This is a genomic window from Pseudomonas sp. CFBP 8770 (assembly GCF_014841705.1).
Taxonomy (GTDB): Bacteria; Pseudomonadota; Gammaproteobacteria; order Pseudomonadales; family Pseudomonadaceae; genus Aquipseudomonas.
Map to the genome: position 1 here is coordinate 444,179 of NZ_JACYUL010000001.1, position 18,641 is coordinate 462,819.

Consider the following 18,641-nt stretch of genomic DNA (forward strand, 5'->3'; position numbering starts at 1 on the left):
AAATAGACGCGCCATGCTAGCACGCCGGCCACGGCGCGGCCTCAGGCCATCGCGCGGGCCTGCTCCTCGAGGCGAGTGATGGCTTCATCCAGTTCATCCAGCGCCGCCAGGGCTGCCGGATCGTTCTGCTTGAGCAAGGTTTCGCTGCGCAGGCAGGCAGCGCGCAATTGCGGCACCCCGCAGTAGCGGGTGGCGCCGTGCAGGCGGTGTACCCGCTCGATCATGGCGTTCTGATCGGCATTGATCCGCGCCAGTTGAATCGCTTCGCGATCGGCCTGCAGCGACGCCAGCAGCATTGCCAGCATGTCCGCGGCCAGATCGGCCTTGCCTGCCGCCAGGCGCAGGCCCTCGGCAGCATCGAGCACCTGCAGGGTATTGCTTTCCAGTGGCAGGTCCGCGGTCTTGTCCAGGCTTTGCGCGCTCAATGCCAGCCCCGTCCATTTCAGCACGACCTGGGCCAGCTGGCGTTCGCTGATGGGCTTGGTCAGGTAGTCATCCATCCCACTCTGCAGCAAGGCACGCTTTTCATTGGCCATCGCATGGGCGGTCAGCGCCACGATGGGCAGGGCGGTACCGGTCTGGGCACTTTCCCACAGGCGGATGCGCTCGGTGGTTTCGCGGCCGTCCATCTCCGGCATCTGCACATCCATCAGCACCAGGTCGAGCCCGCCTTCCTGTACCGCCTTGATCGCCGCCGCACCGTTGTCCACCGCACGCACTTCGGCGCCGAGGTCTTCGAGCAGGGTCTGCACCAGCAGCAGGTTGGCCGGGTTGTCGTCCACGCAAAGCACGCGCGGCGCGCGCTCGCCGCTGCCCTCGGGGCTTTCGTAGCGCAATTGCTTGGGGTTGATGAGGTCTGCCAGCGCGCGGCGCAGCCGGCGCGTGCAACTGGGCTTGGCCTGCAACTGACGATCCGCGTTGGGCACGGCGGCATGAAACAGCGCCTGTTCGGTCGTCGGGCACAGCACCAGCACCTGGCAGCCGCTCTGCTCGATCTCGCGGATCTGTACGGCGAGACGTTCCGGCGATATCTCGTGCGCGGTGATGCCCAGCACGGCCAGGTCCAGCGGCTGCCCTGCCTGACGCGCGGCGTGGGTGGCCAGCACCAGCTTGTCCAGCGACTTGAAGTCGGTGACGTCTAGGCCACAGTCTTCGAGCTGATGCTGCAACGCTTGGCGCGCCAGTTCATGGCCATCGACGATGGCGATGCGGCGGCCGAGCAGGGGCGCCGAGGGCAGATCTTCGGCATCGTCGCGAGCCTTGGGCAGATTCAGGCTGACCCAGAATTCGGAACCCTCGCCAGGTGTGCTGTCGACACCGATCTCGCCACCCATCTGCTCGACCAGACGCTTGGAAATCACCAGCCCCAGGCCCGTGCCGCCGGGCTGCCGCGACAGCGAGTTGTCGGCCTGGCTGAATGCCTGGAACAACGCCCGTACATCCTGACCGGACAGGCCGATACCGGTGTCCTGGACACTGATGCGCAGTTGCACGCTGTCTTCGTTCTCGTCCTCCATCATGGCGCGCGCGACGATGGTGCCCTCGCGGGTGAACTTGATGGCGTTGCTGACCAGGTTGGTCAGGATCTGCTTGAGCCGCAGCGGGTCGCCGATCAGTGACAGCGGGGTATCGCGGTAGACCAGGCTGACCAGTTCGAGCTGCTTGGCATGGGCGGCGGGTGCGAGGATGGTCAGGGTGTCCTGCAGCAGGTCGCGCAGATTGAAGGGAATGTTGTCGAGTACCAGTTTGCCGGCCTCGATTTTCGAGAAGTCGAGAATTTCGTTGATGATGCCCAGCAGGCTGTCCGCGGATTTTTCGATGGTGCCCAGGTAATCCAGCTGGCGAGGGGTGAGCTCGCTTTTCTGCAGCAGGTGGGTGAAACCCAGTATGCCGTTGAGCGGGGTGCGGATTTCGTGACTCATGTTGGCGAGGAATTCGGACTTGATCCGGCTCGCTTCCAGCGCTTCCTTGCGCGCCAGGTCCAGTTCGATGTTCTGAATCTCGATGGTTTCCAGATTCTGCCGCACGTCTTCGGTGGCCTGGTCGATGCTGTGCTGCAGTTCTTCCTGAGCATCCTGCAGGGTTTCGGCCATGCGATTGATGCCGGCGGCCAGGGCGTCCATTTCGTGGCTGCCCATGGCCGGTACGCGGCTTTCCAGATTGCCGTCCTTGATTTGCGTGACGGTGTCCTTGATCTGTCGAATCGGCGCACTGATGCTGCGGCTCATGTGCGCCGCGAGCAGCGCGGTGATGCTCAGCCCGGTGAGAATCAGCAGCAGGCTGGCGAACAGGCTGCGGTAGCCACGCAGCAAGGTGCCGTCATGAGACAGTTCCAGTTCGACCCAGCCCAGCAGATGATCGACTTCGCCGGGCACCTCGTCACTGGCCAGATCGCGATGGCGGCCGAACACGGGCATCAGATAGCGCGTGGCGTCGAAGCCGCTGCGCTGCAACGAGTGTGTGCTGTTGCCGATCGGCACGGCGTTGAGCATCATCGGCCCGGCATGGGCGAGCAGGGACCTGTCCGCACCCAGGAAGGTCACCGAGCGCACGTCCGTCAGCTCCAGGGATTGTGCGGCGATGCGCTCCAGGCGCTCGCGGTCCTTGGCCGCCAGTGCCGGGGCGGCCAGCGGCGCGAGCTGTTCGGAAATCATGTCGCCGCGCTGCAGTAACTGCCGCTGCAGGTCGGATTGCTGCATCCAGGTGAAGTAACCACCCAGGATCAGCGCCATGCAGGTGGCCGGAATGAGCGCGAGCAGCAGCACGCGGGTTTTGATACCGAGTTTCTTCAACACGCCGCAGGCGCCTTTCTGACTGAGCAATGGTGGGAAAATACAGCGGGCCGTGACGATGCGCCAGTCGCGTGCGCCGAGGGGTTGGGCTCGCGGGCATGTGCAACGTCGCGACGGGCCGAACCAGAGCCACTCAATGTCACAGGAGGGCATTCGACTTGCCGGTATAAAAGCCGCCTCCCGGCTGCTTATGCTTTCACGCTATAAGGTGCGCACTTTGCGTGATATGGGTAGGCCGCGTTTGCCGGTATGATAGGCCACCCCCGCAGTCTGGATTGCGAATACGCCATGACCCCGCAGTACCTAACCATCGCCGACTGCGTCGGCAACACGCCGCTGGTGCGCCTGCAGCGCCTGGCTGGCGAGACCAGCAACACCTTGCTGCTCAAGCTGGAAGGCAACAACCCGGCCGGTTCCGTGAAGGACCGCCCGGCGCTGTCGATGATCAGCCGCGCCGAAAGCCGTGGGCAGATCCAGCCCGGCGACACCCTGATCGAAGCGACCTCCGGCAATACCGGCATCGCCCTGGCCATGGCGGCTGCGATCAAGGGCTACAAGATGATTCTGATCATGCCCGACAACTCGACGGCCGAACGCAAGGCGGCCATGACCGCCTATGGCGCCGAGCTGATTCTGGTCACCCGCGAGCAGGGCATGGAAGGCGCGCGCGACCTCGCCGAACGCATGCAGCGGGAAGGGCACGGCAAGGTCCTCGACCAGTTCGCCAACGGCGACAATCCCGAGGCGCACTACCGCAGCACCGGTCCGGAAATCTGGCAGCAGACGGCCGGTACCATTACCCATTTCGTCAGCTCCATGGGCACCACCGGCACCATCATGGGCACTTCGCGCTTTCTCAAGGAACAGAACCCCGCGGTGCAGATCGTCGGTCTGCAACCCATGGAAGGGGCCGCCATCCCCGGCATCCGCCGCTGGCCTGAAGAGTATCTGCCGCGCATCTACGAGGCGGATCGGGTCGATCGGATCATCGACATGGCGCAGCATGAAGCCGAAGACACCACCCGCCGACTGGCGCGTGAAGAAGGCATCTTCTGCGGCGTGTCGTCCGGTGGCGCGGTGGCGGGCATGCTGCGCCTGTCGCGTGAAGTGAGCAATGCGGTCATCGTCGCGATCATTTGCGATCGCGGCGACCGCTACCTGTCCAGCGGCATCTTCGACGCGCCCAACTGATGGCCAGAACTAAACCTGGCCTGCGCTTCCAGCCGACAGGCGGCACCCGTGCGCCGCAAGTGCCGACCGGCAAGAAACAGCGCCTGCCGATCGAGCGCCTGGCCAACGACGGGCGCGGCATTGCCTTCCTCGAAGGGCGAACCTGGTTCGTCAGTGGCGCTTTGGCCGGCGAGCAGGTCGAAGCCCGGGTGCTCAATGCCCACGGCAAGATCGTCGAAGCGCGCTGCGAGCGCGTGCTCGTGGCCAGCGAGCTGCGACGACCGGCGCCTTGTCCGCACTTTGGCACCTGCGGCGGTTGCAGCATCCAGCACCTGCCGCACGACCAGCAACTGGCGCTCAAACAGCGTCTGCTGGCCGAGCAGTTGTCGCGCGTGGCCGGTGTCGAGCCGCAGGAGTGGGCAGCCCCACTGAGCGGGCCCGAGCTGGGCTATCGCCGGCGTGCCCGCCTGGCGGTACGCTGGGATCCCAAGGCGCGTCATCTGGCCGTGGGCTTTCGTGCCGCGGCGAGCCAGGACATCGTCGACATCAGCCAGTGCCAGGTCCTGGTGCCGGCGCTGCAGCCGGTCATCGAGCAGCTTCCACAGCTGCTGCGCAGCTTCGTCAAGCCCCAGGCGCTGGGGCACGTCGAGCTGTACGCGGGTACCGCACTGGCCTTGCTGCTTCGTCATACCGCCGCGCTGGCCGATACTGACCTGGCAGCCTTGCAGGCCTTCTGCACGGCGGCGAACCTGCAGCTGTGGCTGCAGGGCGAAGGCGAGCCGGCGCCGGTGCAACCGGACGCATCGCTGGGGTTCGCTCTGGCGCCCTGGAAGCTTGAGCTGGCCTACCGACCGGGCGACTTCGTCCAGGTCAATGCGGCCGTCAACGACGCAATGATCGCCCAGGCGCTGGCCTGGCTGGCACCTGAACCGCACGAGCGAGTCCTGGATCTGTTCTGCGGGCTCGGCAACTTCGCCTTGCCACTGGCACAGCGCTCGCGCGAAGTGGTGGCGGTCGAAGGCGTGGCGGCCATGGTGCAGCGCGCTGCCGACAATGCCGCTGGCAACAATTTGCATAACACCGGCTTTTACCAGAGCGACCTGTCGCAGCCTCTGGACGCCGCCGAGTGGGCCGGTGAAGGTTTTTCTGCGGTACTCTTGGATCCACCTCGCGACGGTGCTTTCGAGGTGGTGCGCACGATCCGCGCACTGGGTGCGCAACGTCTGGTGTATGTCTCCTGTAACCCGGCAACTTTGGCCCGCGATACGGTCGAATTGTTGAGGCAAGGCTACAGGCTAAAACGAGCCGGGATCCTCGACATGTTTCCGCAAACTGCGCATGTCGAGGCCATGGCGTTATTCGAAGCGGGCCAGGATGGCCCGTCCAATCCGACTGGCGCGCGAAACGCCTGATCACTGCCGGCCCAGCATTGGTCATAGCCAGCGACTGTTGATGCGCTTCGGCGTGTTGTAGGGAAAGGTAAGCAAGATGGTACAGGTGAGAGCACGCCAGCCGATCAACACCGACGGCAGTATCAATCTCGATGCATGGCTGGATCATATCGTCAGCGTGGATCTGGTGCTGGATCGCGAGGCCTTGAAGCAGGCCTGCGAGTTCGCCCAGGCCGCCGAACTGGTGGGCAATCCGGCCCAGCATTCCTGGGCCGACGGCACGTCCTGTTTCCAGGCGGGGCTCGAGATCGCCGAGATTCTCGCCGACCTCAAGCTCGACCAGGACTCACTCATGGCCGCGGTCATCTACCGCGCGGTCCGCGAGGGCAAGGCGAGCCTGGAAGAGGTCGGCAGGCGCTTCGGCAGTACGGTTTCCAAGCTCATCGACGGCGTGCTGCGCATGGCGGCCATCAGCGCCAGCCTCAGCCCGCGCCAGTCCATGGTGCTGGGGTCGCAGGTACAGGTCGAGAACCTGCGCAAGATGCTCGTGGCCATGGTCGACGATGTCCGCGTGGCGCTGATCAAGCTGGCCGAGCGTACCTGCGCGATCCGCGCGGTGAAGAGCGCCGACGACGAGAAGCGCAACCGCGTGGCCCGCGAGGTGTTCGACATCTATGCGCCGCTGGCGCATCGGCTGGGCATCGGCCACATCAAATGGGAACTCGAGGACCTGTCGTTTCGCTACCTGGAGCCCGACCAGTACAAACAGATCGCCAAGCTGTTGCACGAACGCCGCCTGGATCGCGAGCGTTTCATCACCGACGTGATGAGCCAGCTGCACAACGAGCTGCTCGACACCGGGGTCAAGGCCGACATCAGCGGGCGGGCGAAACACATCTATTCCATCTGGCGCAAGATGCAGCGCAAGGGCCTGGAGTTCAGCCAGATCTACGACGTGCGCGCGGTTCGCGTGCTGGTCCCGGAAATGCGCGACTGCTATACCGCGCTGGGTATCGTGCACACCCTCTGGCGGCACATCCCCAAGGAGTTCGACGACTACATCGCCAACCCCAAGGAGAACGGCTATCGCTCGCTGCACACCGCGGTCATCGGCCCCGAGGGCAAGGTGCTGGAAGTGCAGATTCGCACCCACGCCATGCACGAAGAGGCGGAGCTGGGTGTTTGCGCGCACTGGCGCTACAAGGGCACCGACGTCAAAGCCGGGTCCAACCAGTACGAAGAAAAGATCTCCTGGCTGCGCCAGGTGCTGGAATGGCACGAGGAACTGGGCGACATCGGTGGCCTGGCCGACCAGTTGCGGGTCGACATCGAGCCCGACCGGGTCTATGTGTTCACCCCCGACGGCCACGCCATCGACCTGCCCAAGGGCGCGACGCCCCTGGACTTCGCCTACCGCGTGCACACCGAAATTGGCCACAACTGCCGCGGCGCCAAGATCAACGGCCGCATCGTCCCGCTCAACTACAGCCTGAACACCGGCGAGCAGGTCGAGATCATCACCAGCAAGCACGGCACGCCCAGCCGTGACTGGCTCAACTCCAACCTTGGCTACGTCACCACGTCCCGCGCACGGGCGAAGATCGTCCACTGGTTCAAGCTGCAGGCGCGCGACCAGAACGTCGCCGCCGGCAAGTCGCTGCTCGAACGCGAGCTCAGCCGCCTGGGCCTGCCTCAGGTCGACTTCGACCAGCTCGCCGAAAAAGCCAACCACAAGGGCGCCGAAGACATGTTCGCCGCCCTCGGCGCGGGCGACCTGCGCCTGGCGCATCTGGTCAATTCGGCTCAGCAACTGGTCGAACCCGAGCGCGGCAACGAGCCGATGGAGCTGGTCACCCGCAAGGCCACCGGTTACAAGCCGGGCAAGCGTGGCGATATCCAGATCCAGGGCGTCGGCAACCTGATGACGCAGATGGCCGGCTGCTGCCAGCCGCTGCCCGGCGATGCCATCGTCGGCTACATCACCCAGGGTCGCGGTGTGAGCATTCACCGCCAGGACTGCGCATCGGTGCTGCAACTGGGTGGGCGCGAGCCGGAACGGATCATCCAGGTCAGCTGGGGCCCGGTGCCGGTGCTGACCTATCCGGTCGACATCATCATCCGTGCCTACGACCGCTCGGGCCTGCTGCGCGATGTTTCGCAGATCCTGCTCAACGAGCGGATCAACGTGTTGGCGGTCAATACCCGCTCGAACAAGGAAGACAACACCGCCTTGATGTCGCTGACCATCGAGATCCCCGGCCTCGACGCCCTCGGGCGCCTGCTCGGACGCATCTCGCAGTTGCCGAACATCATCGAGACACGCCGCAACCGGACGCCGTGAGCCGGCGGATCCCGACACTTTTGCAAAGAGCCCGAGCATGTACACACTGCAAGACCTGCTCAACCTCATGGCCCGGCTGCGAGACCCGCAGCACGGTTGCCCGTGGGACGTGAAGCAAACCTACGCGAGCATCGTGCCGTACACCCTGGAAGAAGCCTATGAGGTGGCCGACGCCATCGAACGCGAGGACTTCGAGCATCTTCAGGGCGAGCTTGGCGACCTGCTGTTCCAGGTGGTCTATTACAGCCAGCTGGCGCGCGAGGAGGGCCGTTTCGAGTTCGACGGCGTGGTCGATGGCATCACCCGCAAGCTGATTCGCCGCCACCCCCACGTGTTCCCCACCGGCGATCTGTACGCCGCGCTGGACACGCCGCAGCTGGACGAGCAACAGGTCAAGCAGCGCTGGGAGGAAATCAAGGCCCAGGAGCGTGCCGAGAAGGGCGGGGCGGGCGAGCAGCTGTCGCTGCTTGACGACGTGCCCGCAGCGCTGCCGGCCTTGTCGCGTGCCGCCAAGTTGCAGAAGCGTGCCGCGGTTGTCGGTTTTGACTGGCCGGGACCGCTGCCGGTGCTCGACAAGGTCCGTGAAGAACTCGACGAGGTGCTGGAGGCCATGGCCGCCGACGATGCGCCCGCGGTGGCCGAAGAAATCGGCGACCTGCTGTTCAGCGTGGTCAATCTGGCCCGCCACCTCAAGGTCGACCCGGAAAATGCCCTGCGCGGCGCCAACGTCAAGTTCGACAGGCGATTCCGCTTCATCGAGCAGGCATTGCGCGACACCCATACCAACATCCAAGATTGCACCCTGGAAGACATGGACGCCCTGTGGGGCGAGGCCAAACGTCAGGAACAGAATCTGCCCAGCTGTGGCTGAGCCGTTTTATAAGTGAGCAGAACACCATGAGCCTTTCCCTCCGCGACCAATTGTTGAAAGCTGGACTGGTCAACCAGAAGCAGGTCAAGCAAGTCAGCAAGGACAAGCAGAAGCAGAAGCGTCTGGAAAACAAGGGCCAGGTCGAGGTGGACGACACGCAGCAGCGTATCGCCCAGCAAGCCATGGCCGAGAAGGCGCGCCGCGACCAGGAGCTCAATCGCCAGCAGCAGGACAAGGTCGAGGAGAAGGCCCGTGCCGCGCAGGTCAAGCAGTTGATCGAGGCGACCCGGCTGCCCAAGCTCACCACCGAGGACTACTACAACTTCGTCGACGACAAGAAGGTCAAGCGCCTGTCGGTCAACAACCTGATGCGCAGCAAGCTGAGCAACGGTTCGCTGGCGATCGTGCAGCATGGTGGAGGCTACGAAGTCATTCCGCGCGAGGCCGCGCTCAAGGTCCAGGAGCGTGCGCCGCAGCGCATCGTCATGCTCAATGTGGCCACCGAAGAAGTCGAGTCGGCAGAAGATCCATACGCCGCCTACAAGATTCCGGACGACCTGATGTGGTAACGCCCTGAAACGACAAACCCCGCCTGAGCGGGGTTTTTCTTGCGCGGCGAACGGTCAATTCGAAGCGCGTTGGCTTTCGAGTGTTTCCAGTTCGTTCTTGTAGCTGTGGGCATCGTTCTCGTTGTGGAACATCCCTACCAACAGGTCCTGCTGGTAGACATCCCAGATCTGGATGCCTGCCGCCACGCCTTCGTGGGACATATGGGCTTCGTCGCGTTCGGTCACTTTTACAGTCATGGGAAAGCTCCTTTCTCGAATATCTGCAACTTGGCGTGTGCAGGTCTTTGTTATAGAGTTGGGTAGCTTGCTAAGTAAACAGACAAATCCTGCAACAGTTTTTTACTGAAACTGCCGCAATCGGCAAACGCCCGTGGGCCGTGCGCTGCGGCGGATTGTCGCAGTGGGTTCAGTGCTGTGAAACAAATTTCATCCAATAAAAAACCCATCCGAAGATGGGTTTTTTTATCACTGCACGGGATCAGCGCAGGGTAGTGCTCTGCGGCGCGGTGTCGGCATCACGGCCTTCGGCAACGCCCAGGTCGTCTTCCGGGCGACCGTCGACGATGGCGCGGCCACCGGAAGCCAGCTCGGTCTGCAGGACTTTCTCGTCCAGCTCGCCTACCCACTTGGCAACCACCAGGGTGGCAACCGCGTTACCGACCAGGTTGGTCAGTGCGCGTGCTTCGGACATGAAGCGGTCGATACCCAGGATCAGTGCAAGGCCGGCGACCGGCAGTTGGCCAACGGCCGACAGAGTAGCGGCCAGCACGATGAAGCCCGAACCGGTGACACCGGCAGCGCCCTTGGAAGACAGCAACAGCACCAGCAGCAGGGTGATCTGGTGAGTCAGGTCCATGGTGGTGTCGGTCGCCTGGGCGATGAACACGGCGGCCATGGTCAGGTAGATCGAGGTACCGTCCAGGTTGAACGAGTAGCCAGTCGGAATGACCAGGCCTACGACCGACTTCTGCGCGCCCAGGCGTTCCATCTTGATCAGCATGCGTGGCAGTGCCGATTCCGAGGAAGAAGTGCCCAGAACGATCAGCAGCTCTTCACGGATGTAGCGGATGACCTTGACCACGCTGAAACCGTGAGCGCGGCAGATGGCGCCCAGCACCAGCAGCACGAACAGTACGCAAGTGACGTAGAAGCAGATCATCAACTGGCCCAGCTGCACCAGCGAACCCACGCCGTAGGCGCCGATGGTGAAGGCCATGGCACCGAACGCACCCAGCGGCGCCAGCTTCATGATCATGTTGATGATGTTGAACATGGCGTGGGCGAAGCGATCGATCAGGTCCAGCAACGGCTTGCCGTAGGCACCCAGGCGATGCAGGGCGAAACCGAAGATCACCGAGAACATCAACACCTGAAGGATATCGCCGTTGGCGAAGGCGCCGACGATGGTGTTCGGGATCACGTTGAGGATGAAGCCAACGATGCTCTGGTCAGCGCCCGCCGAAACGTAGCTGGCGATCTTGCTGGCGTCCAGGGTCGATACGTCGACGTGCATGCCGGCACCGGGCTGGACCACGTTGACCACGACCAGGCCGATGATCAGCGCCAGGGTCGAGACGACTTCGAAGTACAGCAGGGCGTAGCCACCGGTCTTGCCGACCGACTTCATGCTCTGCATGCCGGCGATGCCGCTGACCACGGTGCAGAAGATGATGGGGGCGATGACCATCTTGATCAGCTTGATGAAGCCGTCGCCGAAGGGCTTGAGCTTGACCGCGAACTGAGGGTAGAAGTGGCCGATCAGAATACCGATGATGATCGCGACGATCACCTGGAAATACAGCGATTTGTACAGCGGCTGACGAGTCGTCATTTTGCAAGTTCCTCAAGTGTATCGCCTGGCACCCGTTCCGGAGTGTTCGCGACACCTAAAGCACGAACCCTCCTGTCTGGAGGGATTTGTTGTGGGCGAGTTGCACGGTGGCAAACCTCTGCGGAATGTATTGCAGGTGCCGTGCCATAGTCGCGCACTGATGGCACAACACGGGTGGCTGCGGGCTGGGCAGGGGTATGGTTGTCGTCACATAGCTGTACAAGTGGCGGGAATCCGCCCGGCGCAGCGCTGTGTGCCGAAACCATGGCGGATATCCGCCCACGAAAAAGGGCCCCGCAGGGCCCTTGGCATTACCGCAAGGCAGTTGCTCAGCTGCCCTTGACCGATTTGCCGTCCACCGTGCCGTCCTGCAGCATGATGTTGTATTCCTTGCCGTCGGTCTCGACCTGCTGCAGACGCACCAGCAGGTAGTCCCAATCCTTGGCGAACCAGAGCACGGTGATGCGCTTGCTTTGAGTGGGATCGCGCACGCGCTCGACCTTGATCGCATCGACCTGACCCGCCTTGGTCTCTACTTTCTCGGTGCCCAGCACGCGGAAATCATAGGTGTCGATTTCGTCGCCATCGACCACCTGGTAGCTCATGCTCTTCTTGCCTGCGGCGACGTCGTGCTGCAAAGCCAGCTGGTAAGTGGATTTGTCCAGCACACCCGTGTTGAGGGGCAGGCTGATCGGGTCGCCACGGTCGGTGCCGGTGACTTTCTTGGCCGCCCAGTCGAAGTCGAGGTTGACCTTGCGAGCCTTGCCCAGGCCGCCACGCTCGAAATTGTAGGTCTCGGGCAGCATGGTTTCCTTGTCGACACGCAGGGTGCTGACTTCGCTCAGGCTGGCGATCATCATGGAGGCCTTGAACGCCAGGGTCCAGTCGCCGTTGGCGCCCTTGCTCAGGCTGCGCTCGGCAGTACCGCTCATGGGCAGCTGTTTCCAGTCGGCCGTGTAGCTGGCGGAAAAGGGCTTGAGCTCTGCGGCGTGAAGTGGAAGGGCCAGCAGGGCAACGGCGAAGAGCAGGGCGCGACGCATATAAACTCCTAGAGTCGAATCAAATGGCCACAAGCCGGTAACGGCTGGCCATCGAGCAGTGCGCCCTGTTCGCCCAGGCGCACACGGCCTTCGGCGAACCAGCGCACTGCCAGCGGGTAGATCTCGTGTTCCTGGGCATGCACCCGTTGCGCCAGCGTGTCTGGCGTGTCGGTCGACTGTACCGGAATCACTGCCTGTACGACCAGTGGCCCGCCATCGAGTTCCTCGGTGACGAAGTGCACGCTGCAGCCATGCTCCCGGTCCCCTGCCTCGAGCGCGCGGCGGTGGGTGTGCAGGCCTTTGTAGCGCGGCAGCAGGGAGGGATGGATGTTGAGCAGACGGCCTTGGTAGTGGCGCACGAACGACGGGCTGAGGATGCGCATGAAGCCGGCCAGGACCACCAGATGGGGTTGATACTGGTCGACGAGGTCGATCAGGGCAGCATCGAAGGCTTCGCGGTCGGCGAAGCCCTGATGCTCGAGTACTCGTGCCTCGATGCCTGCATCGCGTGCGCGCTGCAGGCCAAGGGCATCGGCCCGGTTGGAAACCACCGCGGCGATGCGGGCGGGGTTGCCTGCCTGCAGGCTGTCCAGCAAGGCCTGCAGGTTGCTGCCGGTGCCCGACAGCAGCACCACTACGTTACAGGTCGAAGGCATCAGTGAGCCTTGAGGTTCTTCAGTTCGACCTGCGCGGCACCTTCAGCGGCCTGGGCGATTTCACCGATGACCCAAGGTTGCTCGCCGGCGGCGCGCAGGGACGCCAGGGTTTTCTCGACATCGGCCTGGGCCACGCAGATCACCATGCCGACGCCGCAGTTCAGCACGCGGTGCATCTCGTGCTCATCGACGTTGCCCTGCTGCTGCAGCCAGTCGAACACCGCAGGACGCTGCCAGCTGGCGACGTCGACCACGGCCTGGGCGCCCTTGGGCAGGACCCGCGGGATGTTGTCGAGCAGCCCGCCGCCGGTGATGTGGGCCATGGCCTTGACGGCGCCGGTGTCCTTGATCAATTGCAGCAGGGGTTTGACGTAGATGCGCGTCGGTGCCATCAGCAGGTCGGTCAACGGCTTGCCGTCGAGCTCGACGGTCTCGATGTCGGCACCGGCGACTTCGATGATCTTGCGCACCAGCGAATAGCCGTTGGAGTGAGGGCCCGAAGACGGCAGGGCGATCAACGCGTCGCCGTTGGCGACCTTGCTGCCGTCGATGATTTCGGCCTTCTCGACCACACCCACGCAGAAGCCGGCCAGGTCGTAGTCTTCGCCTTCGTACATGCCAGGCATCTCGGCCGTCTCGCCGCCTACCAGGGAACAGCCGGCCAGTTCGCAACCAGCGCCGATGCCGGTGACCACGGTGGCAGCGGTGTCGACGTTGAGCTTGCCGGTGGCGTAGTAGTCGAGGAAGAACAGCGGCTCGGCGCCACACACCACCAGGTCGTTGACGCACATGGCAACCAGGTCGATGCCGATGCTTTCATGGCGATTGAGGTTCAGTGCCAGGCGCAGCTTGGTGCCCACACCGTCGGTGCCGGACACCAGCACGGGCTGCTTGTAGCCGGCCGGGATTTCGCACAAGGCACCAAAACCGCCCAGGCCGCCCATGACCTCGGGGCGCGCGGTACGCTTGGCGACGCCTTTGATGCGTTCGACCAGTGCTTCACCGGCGTCGATGTCTACACCGGCGTCCTTGTAGCTCACGGAGGGTTTATTGCTCATGATCCAGGCCTTTAAAGGAGGGAGTCGGGGGAGTCGACCGTCGTCGATCCACGAAGGCGCGCGATTTTATCAGGCTTGTCCGAACGTCACCAGCGTGGTTCGACGGTTGTGCCATTGCCGGCCTGCGCCCGCCCGCAGCCAAGGCGCGCGCGGGCATGCTACATTGGGCGCCGAGATTGACCACTGAGCTTTTTGCCGATTGTACGGTCACAGCCTCAATCCGCTATTACCGTCGGGAAACGTCCATGCGTCTGCGCCATTACCTGCTAGCCACCTGCATCACCCTGTCGAGCGTGTCGCTGCACGCCGAAACCATCAGCAACCTGTATCAGGTGCGCGAGCCCGTGGCCAGCCAGACGCCCGAAGAGCGTACCCAGGCCACCCAGCGTGCGCTGGAAACCCTGGTGCTGCGCCTGACCGGCGATGCCAAGGCGTTTGCCAGCCCGGGCCTGGCCAGCGTGCGCAAGGATCCGCAGCAGATCATCAGCCAGTACGGCTACGATGCAGGCCCGCCCGAGTCGCTGCAGGTCGATTTCGACATGGCCAGCACCGACACCGCCTTGCGCTCGGCCGGTCTGCCGACCTGGGGCAGCAACCGTCCTTCGATCCTGGGCTGGTGGCTGAGCGACAGCGTCGAGGGCAGCAGCCTGGTCGGTGACGGCCAATCCGCTGCCGAGCCGCTGCGCCGCGCCGCCCAGCATCGCGGTCTGCCATTGCGCCTGCCGCTGGCCGACCTCGGCGAACAGGGCGTGGGTACGGCGCAGAACATCGAAGCCAGCGACCCGGCGGCGCTGCGTGGCGCGTCCGAGCGCTACGGTGCCGATGGCTTGCTGGCTGTGCATGCGCGCGAAGAAGACGGCAAATGGTCCGGCACCTGGCGCCTGTGGCTGGGCAGCCAGCGCGAACAGGGTAAAGCCGAGGGCGCCGACCAGGCCGCCCTTGCCGATGCCGTGCTGCTGGCCGTCAGTCAGCGCCTGGCCACGCGTTTCGTGGCCAAGCCCGGTGCCAGCAGCGAAATGACCCTCGCGGTCGAAGGCATGAACCTGGAGCGCTACGCGCAGATGGGTCGCCTGCTCGAATCCTACGGTGCGCGCCTGCGCACGGTGGACGGCGACAAGGTCGTCTACCGGGTGACGGGCAGTGCCGAGCAGCTGCGCGCGCAACTGGGCCTGGCCAAACTGCAGGAGGTGCCGTACCAGGCGCCCGTGGTACCGGTCGATGCCCAGGCGGTTCCCGGTACGCCATCGCCAGCGCCCCAGCCTGCGCCAGATCTAAGCTTCCGCTGGTAAGCCGACAAAGGGCGTGCGGCGCAACACTGGTGTCGCACCCCGAGCCTCCCAATTCCCGTTTTGTCTCTTCTATATATAGCTGGGCTGCCCGATGACTGATATGCGCCGTTGGTTCTGGCTGGGAGCAGTGCTGCTGCTCTGCGTGTTCTTCTACCTGCTGCATCCGATTCTCTCGCCTTTTCTGGTGGGTATCCTGCTGGCTTATCTGGCGGATCCGCTGGTCGACCGACTGGAGAAATGGAAGCTGTCGCGCACCTGGGGCGTAGTGGTGGTGTTCGCCCTGTTCACGCTGGTGTTAGTGCTGGCGCTGTTGGTGCTCATCCCCATGCTCGCCAAGCAGTTGGTCAGCCTGTACCAGATGGCCCCACAGATGCTCGACTGGTTGCAGCATTCCGCGCTGCCATGGGTACAGACGCGGCTCGGTTTGGCCGAAGGGTTCTGGAAGTTCGACCAGATCAAGGCCGCCATCAGCAGCCACATGGGGCAGACCACCGACATGGTCGGGGTCATCCTGTCCCAGGCCACGGCGTCCGGTCTCGCGTTCATGGCCTGGCTGGCCAATTTCGTGCTGATCCCCGTAGTCGCCTTCTACCTGTTGCGCGATTGGGACCTGATGATGGCGAAGATCCGCGGTCTGCTGCCACGGCAACGGGAAGGGCAGATCGTGCGCCTGGCGGGTGAGTGCCACGAGGTGCTGGGCGCGTTCGTGCGCGGCCAGCTGCTGGTGATGCTGGCCCTGGGTGTCATCTATGCCACCGGTTTGATGCTGGTGGGCCTGCAGTTGGGTCTGTTGATCGGCGTCGTGGCCGGGCTCGCGGCCATCGTGCCGTACATGGGTTTCGTCATCGGCATCGGGTCGGCGATCATCGCCGGCCTGTTCCAGTTTGGCCTGGACCCGTTTCACATGATCGCCATCGTTGCCGTGTTCATGATCGGCCAGGCACTGGAGGGCATGGTGCTCACGCCTTTGCTGGTGGGCGATCGCATAGGCCTGCACCCGGTGGCGGTGATCTTCGCCATTCTCGCCGGCGGCGAGCTGTTCGGTTTCACCGGCGTGCTGCTGGCGCTGCCGGTGGCTGCGGTGATCATGGTCCTGGTGCGGCACATGCACGACCTGTACAAGGACTCGAACATCTACGCCGGGTCCGAGGATCCAGACCTGTGAGCGCGGCGGGCCCTGCGGGGCGCGCTGCAGCCAAACTGTAAACCTTTGATTTTCCAAGCAGTGTTGCGCATTGTGCGGCTGCCCGGGCAGGTATAGACTTTGCACACTTCACATTGAGGCCCGTTGCAGCTCGATCCCAGGGCTGTTCAGCCAGCATGAAACCGATTCAGCTGCCCCTAGGTGTGCGTCTGCGGGATGACGCGACCTTCATCAATTACTATCCAGGCGCCAATGCCGCGGCACTCGGCTACGTCGAGCGCCTGTGCGAAGCCGACGCCGGCTGGACCGAAAGCCTCATCTACCTGTGGGGCAAGCACGGGGTAGGGCGCACCCATTTGCTGCACGCAGCCTGCCTGCGCTTCGAGCAACTGGGCGAGCCGGCGGTTTACCTGCCGCTGGCCGAACTGCTCGATCGCGGCGTCGGCATCCTTGATGACCTGGCCCAGTACGAGCTGGTGTGCCTGGATGACCTGCAGGTGGTGGCCGGCAAGCCGGAGTGGGAAGAAGCCCTGTTCCACCTGTTCAACCGGCTGCGTGACAGTGGCCGCCGGCTGCTGATCGCCGCCTCCCATTCGCCTCGCGAACTGCCAGTGAAGCTTGCCGACCTGAAGTCGCGCCTGACCCTCGCTCTCATTTTCCAGATGCGCCCGCTGTCCGACGAGGACAAGCTGCGCGCCCTGCAGCTGCGTGCGTCGCGTCGCGGCCTGCACCTGACCGATGAGGTCGGCCATTTCATTCTCACCCGTGGCACGCGCAGCATGAGTGCACTGTTCGAGCTGCTCGAGCGCCTCGATCAGGCCTCGTTGCAGGCGCAGCGCAAGCTGACCATTCCTTTCCTCAAGGAAACACTGGGGTGGTAGAAAGGGCGGGTCGATTCAGCCGCTCTATGACCTGTTTCATGGGTGTTCCAATCGGTTCTAAAGCTGTGATTGCAGCATGCTTATCTGTATAGGCGTCCAGTCATCATGGTGGCATTTTGAGATTATCTTTCAGCCAATGAATCCGGGGATTCAGCGTCATTATCGTGCAATTGGGTGCGAGCAGGGCTGCAAAATGGGGCGTTAGATGTCACCGTAATTCTCCTGAGTCACATTTCGTTCGATTGAATTTGCAAATAATCGCGATACAGGTATAGTCGCCTCTCCTTCACTATTCCTCGTCACGGTCGTGCCCATGCTCAATCGCTTAGCACCCCTCGTGCCCATCGCACTGTTGACCCTGTTGGTCGGTTGCGCGGCGCAAGCGCCGGTCTCCCAGCAGCAGGTTCTGGACCCAGTTACCGCCGTCCAGCCGCACCAATCCCCCTCGAAGGCTTCGCTGCTGTTCGAAGAAGAAATCACCACCGAAGACGAACTGGTCCAGTTCGACGGCAGCAAGGCGTACAGCCTGCCGATCCTGGCCGACAGCATTCTGGAGCGTGGCAAATCCCTGATCGGCACTCGCTACCGTTTCGGTGGCACCGACAAGGCTTCGGGTTTCGATTGCAGCGGTTTCATTGGTTATCTGTTTCGCGAAGAGGCGGGCATGAACCTGCCGCGCTCGACTCGTGAAATGATCAACGTCAAGGCGCCGTTGGTCGCACGCAACAAGCTCAAGCCGGGTGACCTGCTGTTCTTCAGCACCAATGGTCGTGGTCGTGTCAGCCACGCGGGCATCTACCTGGGCGATGACCAGTTCATCCACTCCAGCAGCCGCCGCAGCGGTGGCGTTCGGGTCGATAGCCTGGGCGACAGCTACTGGAGCAAGACCTTCATCGAGGCCAAGCGGGCCTTGGCCATGGCGCCGGCCACGATGATCTCCAGCAAATAACGGATGCAGTGCGACAAAGCGGCGGTGAGGTGAAAACCTCAGCGCCGTTTGTGTTTTCGGGTAATGAATCTAGTCTATTACGGCAGTCGGCTCAGGATGGTTCGGTACATGTCTACCCAGGCACGCGTTTTCGCTTCAATCGCAATGGCCGCCTTGCTTGCCGGCTGCGCCAGCGCGCCTCCGGCCAAGGTTGTCAGGCCCAAAGTCATCAATCCGATCGTCATGAACCCCAACAACGACATGGTCGGCGCTGCCGATGACGTGCTGTTCAGGGCCTTGGGATTGGTGGGCACGCCGTACCGCTGGGGTGGCAATACGCCCGACTCGGGGTTCGACTGCAGCGGCCTGATCAGCTTCGTTTATCGCGATGCGGCCGGCATTGCGCTACCGCGCTCGACGCGGGAGATGATCGTCATGCGCTCTCCTGATGTCGACCAGTCGCACCTGCAGTCCGGGGACCTGGTGTTCTTTGCCACCAGCGGTGGCTCGCAGGTCAGCCATGCCGGGATCTATGTAGGGGAGGGGCGCTTCGTCCATGCCCCGTCGAGCGGCGGCACGGTCAAGCTCGATTACCTGAACAAGCCCTATTGGCAGAAAGCCTATCTCAACGCCAAGCGGGTGCTGCAACCTGGCCAGTTGGCGCGCAATCCGTGACTGCA

16 protein-coding genes are annotated in these 18,641 nt (G+C 63.4%); 10 read left to right on the forward strand and 6 right to left on the reverse strand.

What is annotated here, in order from left to right:
• Positions 1 to 41: 41 nt before the first annotated feature.
• Positions 42 to 2,795, reverse strand: a complete 2,754-nt coding sequence (locus tag IFT98_RS01965) for a response regulator (RefSeq protein ID WP_192047513.1) — start codon at positions 2,793 to 2,795, stop codon at positions 42 to 44.
• Between the two features lie 285 nt (positions 2,796 to 3,080).
• On the opposite strand from IFT98_RS01965, the gene cysM reads away from it, so the two are divergent.
• The 5 genes from cysM (at position 3,081) to IFT98_RS01990 (ending at position 9,134) form a co-directional block, all read left to right on the forward strand.
• Positions 3,081 to 3,983: a cysteine synthase CysM gene (gene cysM, locus IFT98_RS01970; protein WP_192047512.1), complete on the forward strand. Its 903-nt coding sequence runs from the start codon at positions 3,081 to 3,083 to the stop codon at positions 3,981 to 3,983.
• Entirely contained in the window at positions 3,983 to 5,374 is a 1,392-nt protein-coding gene (gene rlmD / locus IFT98_RS01975; protein WP_192047511.1) for a 23S rRNA (uracil(1939)-C(5))-methyltransferase RlmD, read from the forward strand. The genes cysM and rlmD overlap by 1 nt, the downstream gene beginning before the upstream one ends.
• A gap of 76 nt (positions 5,375 to 5,450) precedes the next feature.
• The gene (gene relA / locus IFT98_RS01980) at positions 5,451 to 7,694 is read left to right on the forward strand and encodes a GTP diphosphokinase (protein ID WP_192047510.1); all 2,244 of its coding nucleotides are present in this window, start codon (positions 5,451 to 5,453) and stop codon (positions 7,692 to 7,694) included.
• Positions 7,695 to 7,731: 37 nt separating this feature from the next.
• The gene (gene mazG / locus IFT98_RS01985) at positions 7,732 to 8,565 is read left to right on the forward strand and encodes a nucleoside triphosphate pyrophosphohydrolase (protein ID WP_192047509.1); all 834 of its coding nucleotides are present in this window, start codon (positions 7,732 to 7,734) and stop codon (positions 8,563 to 8,565) included.
• Positions 8,566 to 8,591: 26 nt separating this feature from the next.
• Positions 8,592 to 9,134 (forward strand): DUF2058 domain-containing protein, encoded by a 543-nt coding sequence (locus IFT98_RS01990; protein WP_122797447.1) that lies wholly within the window; start codon positions 8,592 to 8,594, stop codon positions 9,132 to 9,134.
• A gap of 54 nt (positions 9,135 to 9,188) precedes the next feature.
• Here the strand turns inward: IFT98_RS01990 and IFT98_RS01995 are convergent, their stop codons facing one another.
• From IFT98_RS01995 to purM, 5 genes are all read right to left on the reverse strand, one after another.
• Positions 9,189 to 9,371: a hypothetical protein gene (locus IFT98_RS01995; protein WP_122478927.1), complete on the reverse strand. Its 183-nt coding sequence runs from the start codon at positions 9,369 to 9,371 to the stop codon at positions 9,189 to 9,191.
• 241 nt (positions 9,372 to 9,612) lie between these two features.
• The gene (locus IFT98_RS02000; protein ID WP_192047508.1) at positions 9,613 to 10,965 is read right to left on the reverse strand and encodes a dicarboxylate/amino acid:cation symporter; all 1,353 of its coding nucleotides are present in this window, start codon (positions 10,963 to 10,965) and stop codon (positions 9,613 to 9,615) included.
• A gap of 329 nt (positions 10,966 to 11,294) precedes the next feature.
• Positions 11,295 to 12,005 carry a DUF3108 domain-containing protein gene (locus IFT98_RS02005; RefSeq protein ID WP_192047507.1) on the reverse strand — a complete coding sequence of 237 codons (711 nt, stop codon included), beginning with the start codon at positions 12,003 to 12,005 and terminating at the stop codon, positions 11,295 to 11,297.
• A gap of 8 nt (positions 12,006 to 12,013) precedes the next feature.
• Positions 12,014 to 12,661, reverse strand: coding sequence for a phosphoribosylglycinamide formyltransferase (purN, locus tag IFT98_RS02010; RefSeq protein WP_192047506.1), 648 nt, complete (start codon positions 12,659 to 12,661; stop codon positions 12,014 to 12,016).
• Positions 12,661 to 13,719 (reverse strand): phosphoribosylformylglycinamidine cyclo-ligase, encoded by a 1,059-nt coding sequence (purM, locus tag IFT98_RS02015; protein ID WP_122478920.1) that lies wholly within the window; start codon positions 13,717 to 13,719, stop codon positions 12,661 to 12,663. The genes purN and purM overlap by 1 nt, the downstream gene beginning before the upstream one ends.
• Before the next feature lie 245 nt (positions 13,720 to 13,964).
• On the opposite strand from purM, the gene IFT98_RS02020 reads away from it, so the two are divergent.
• From IFT98_RS02020 to IFT98_RS02040, 5 genes are all read left to right on the forward strand, one after another.
• Positions 13,965 to 15,008 carry a DUF2066 domain-containing protein gene (locus IFT98_RS02020; protein WP_192047505.1) on the forward strand — a complete coding sequence of 348 codons (1,044 nt, stop codon included), beginning with the start codon at positions 13,965 to 13,967 and terminating at the stop codon, positions 15,006 to 15,008.
• Positions 15,009 to 15,099: 91 nt separating this feature from the next.
• The gene (locus IFT98_RS02025) at positions 15,100 to 16,173 is read left to right on the forward strand and encodes an AI-2E family transporter (RefSeq protein WP_192047504.1); all 1,074 of its coding nucleotides are present in this window, start codon (positions 15,100 to 15,102) and stop codon (positions 16,171 to 16,173) included.
• A 155-nt stretch (positions 16,174 to 16,328) separates the two neighbouring features.
• The gene (gene hda, locus IFT98_RS02030; protein ID WP_043187952.1) at positions 16,329 to 17,033 is read left to right on the forward strand and encodes a DnaA regulatory inactivator Hda; all 705 of its coding nucleotides are present in this window, start codon (positions 16,329 to 16,331) and stop codon (positions 17,031 to 17,033) included.
• A 313-nt stretch (positions 17,034 to 17,346) separates the two neighbouring features.
• Positions 17,347 to 17,982, forward strand: a complete 636-nt coding sequence (locus IFT98_RS02035; RefSeq protein ID WP_122713025.1) for a C40 family peptidase — start codon at positions 17,347 to 17,349, stop codon at positions 17,980 to 17,982.
• 108 nt (positions 17,983 to 18,090) lie between these two features.
• Entirely contained in the window at positions 18,091 to 18,636 is a 546-nt protein-coding gene (locus IFT98_RS02040) for a C40 family peptidase (RefSeq protein WP_192047503.1), read from the forward strand.
• The last annotated feature ends 5 nt before the right edge of the window (positions 18,637 to 18,641 follow it).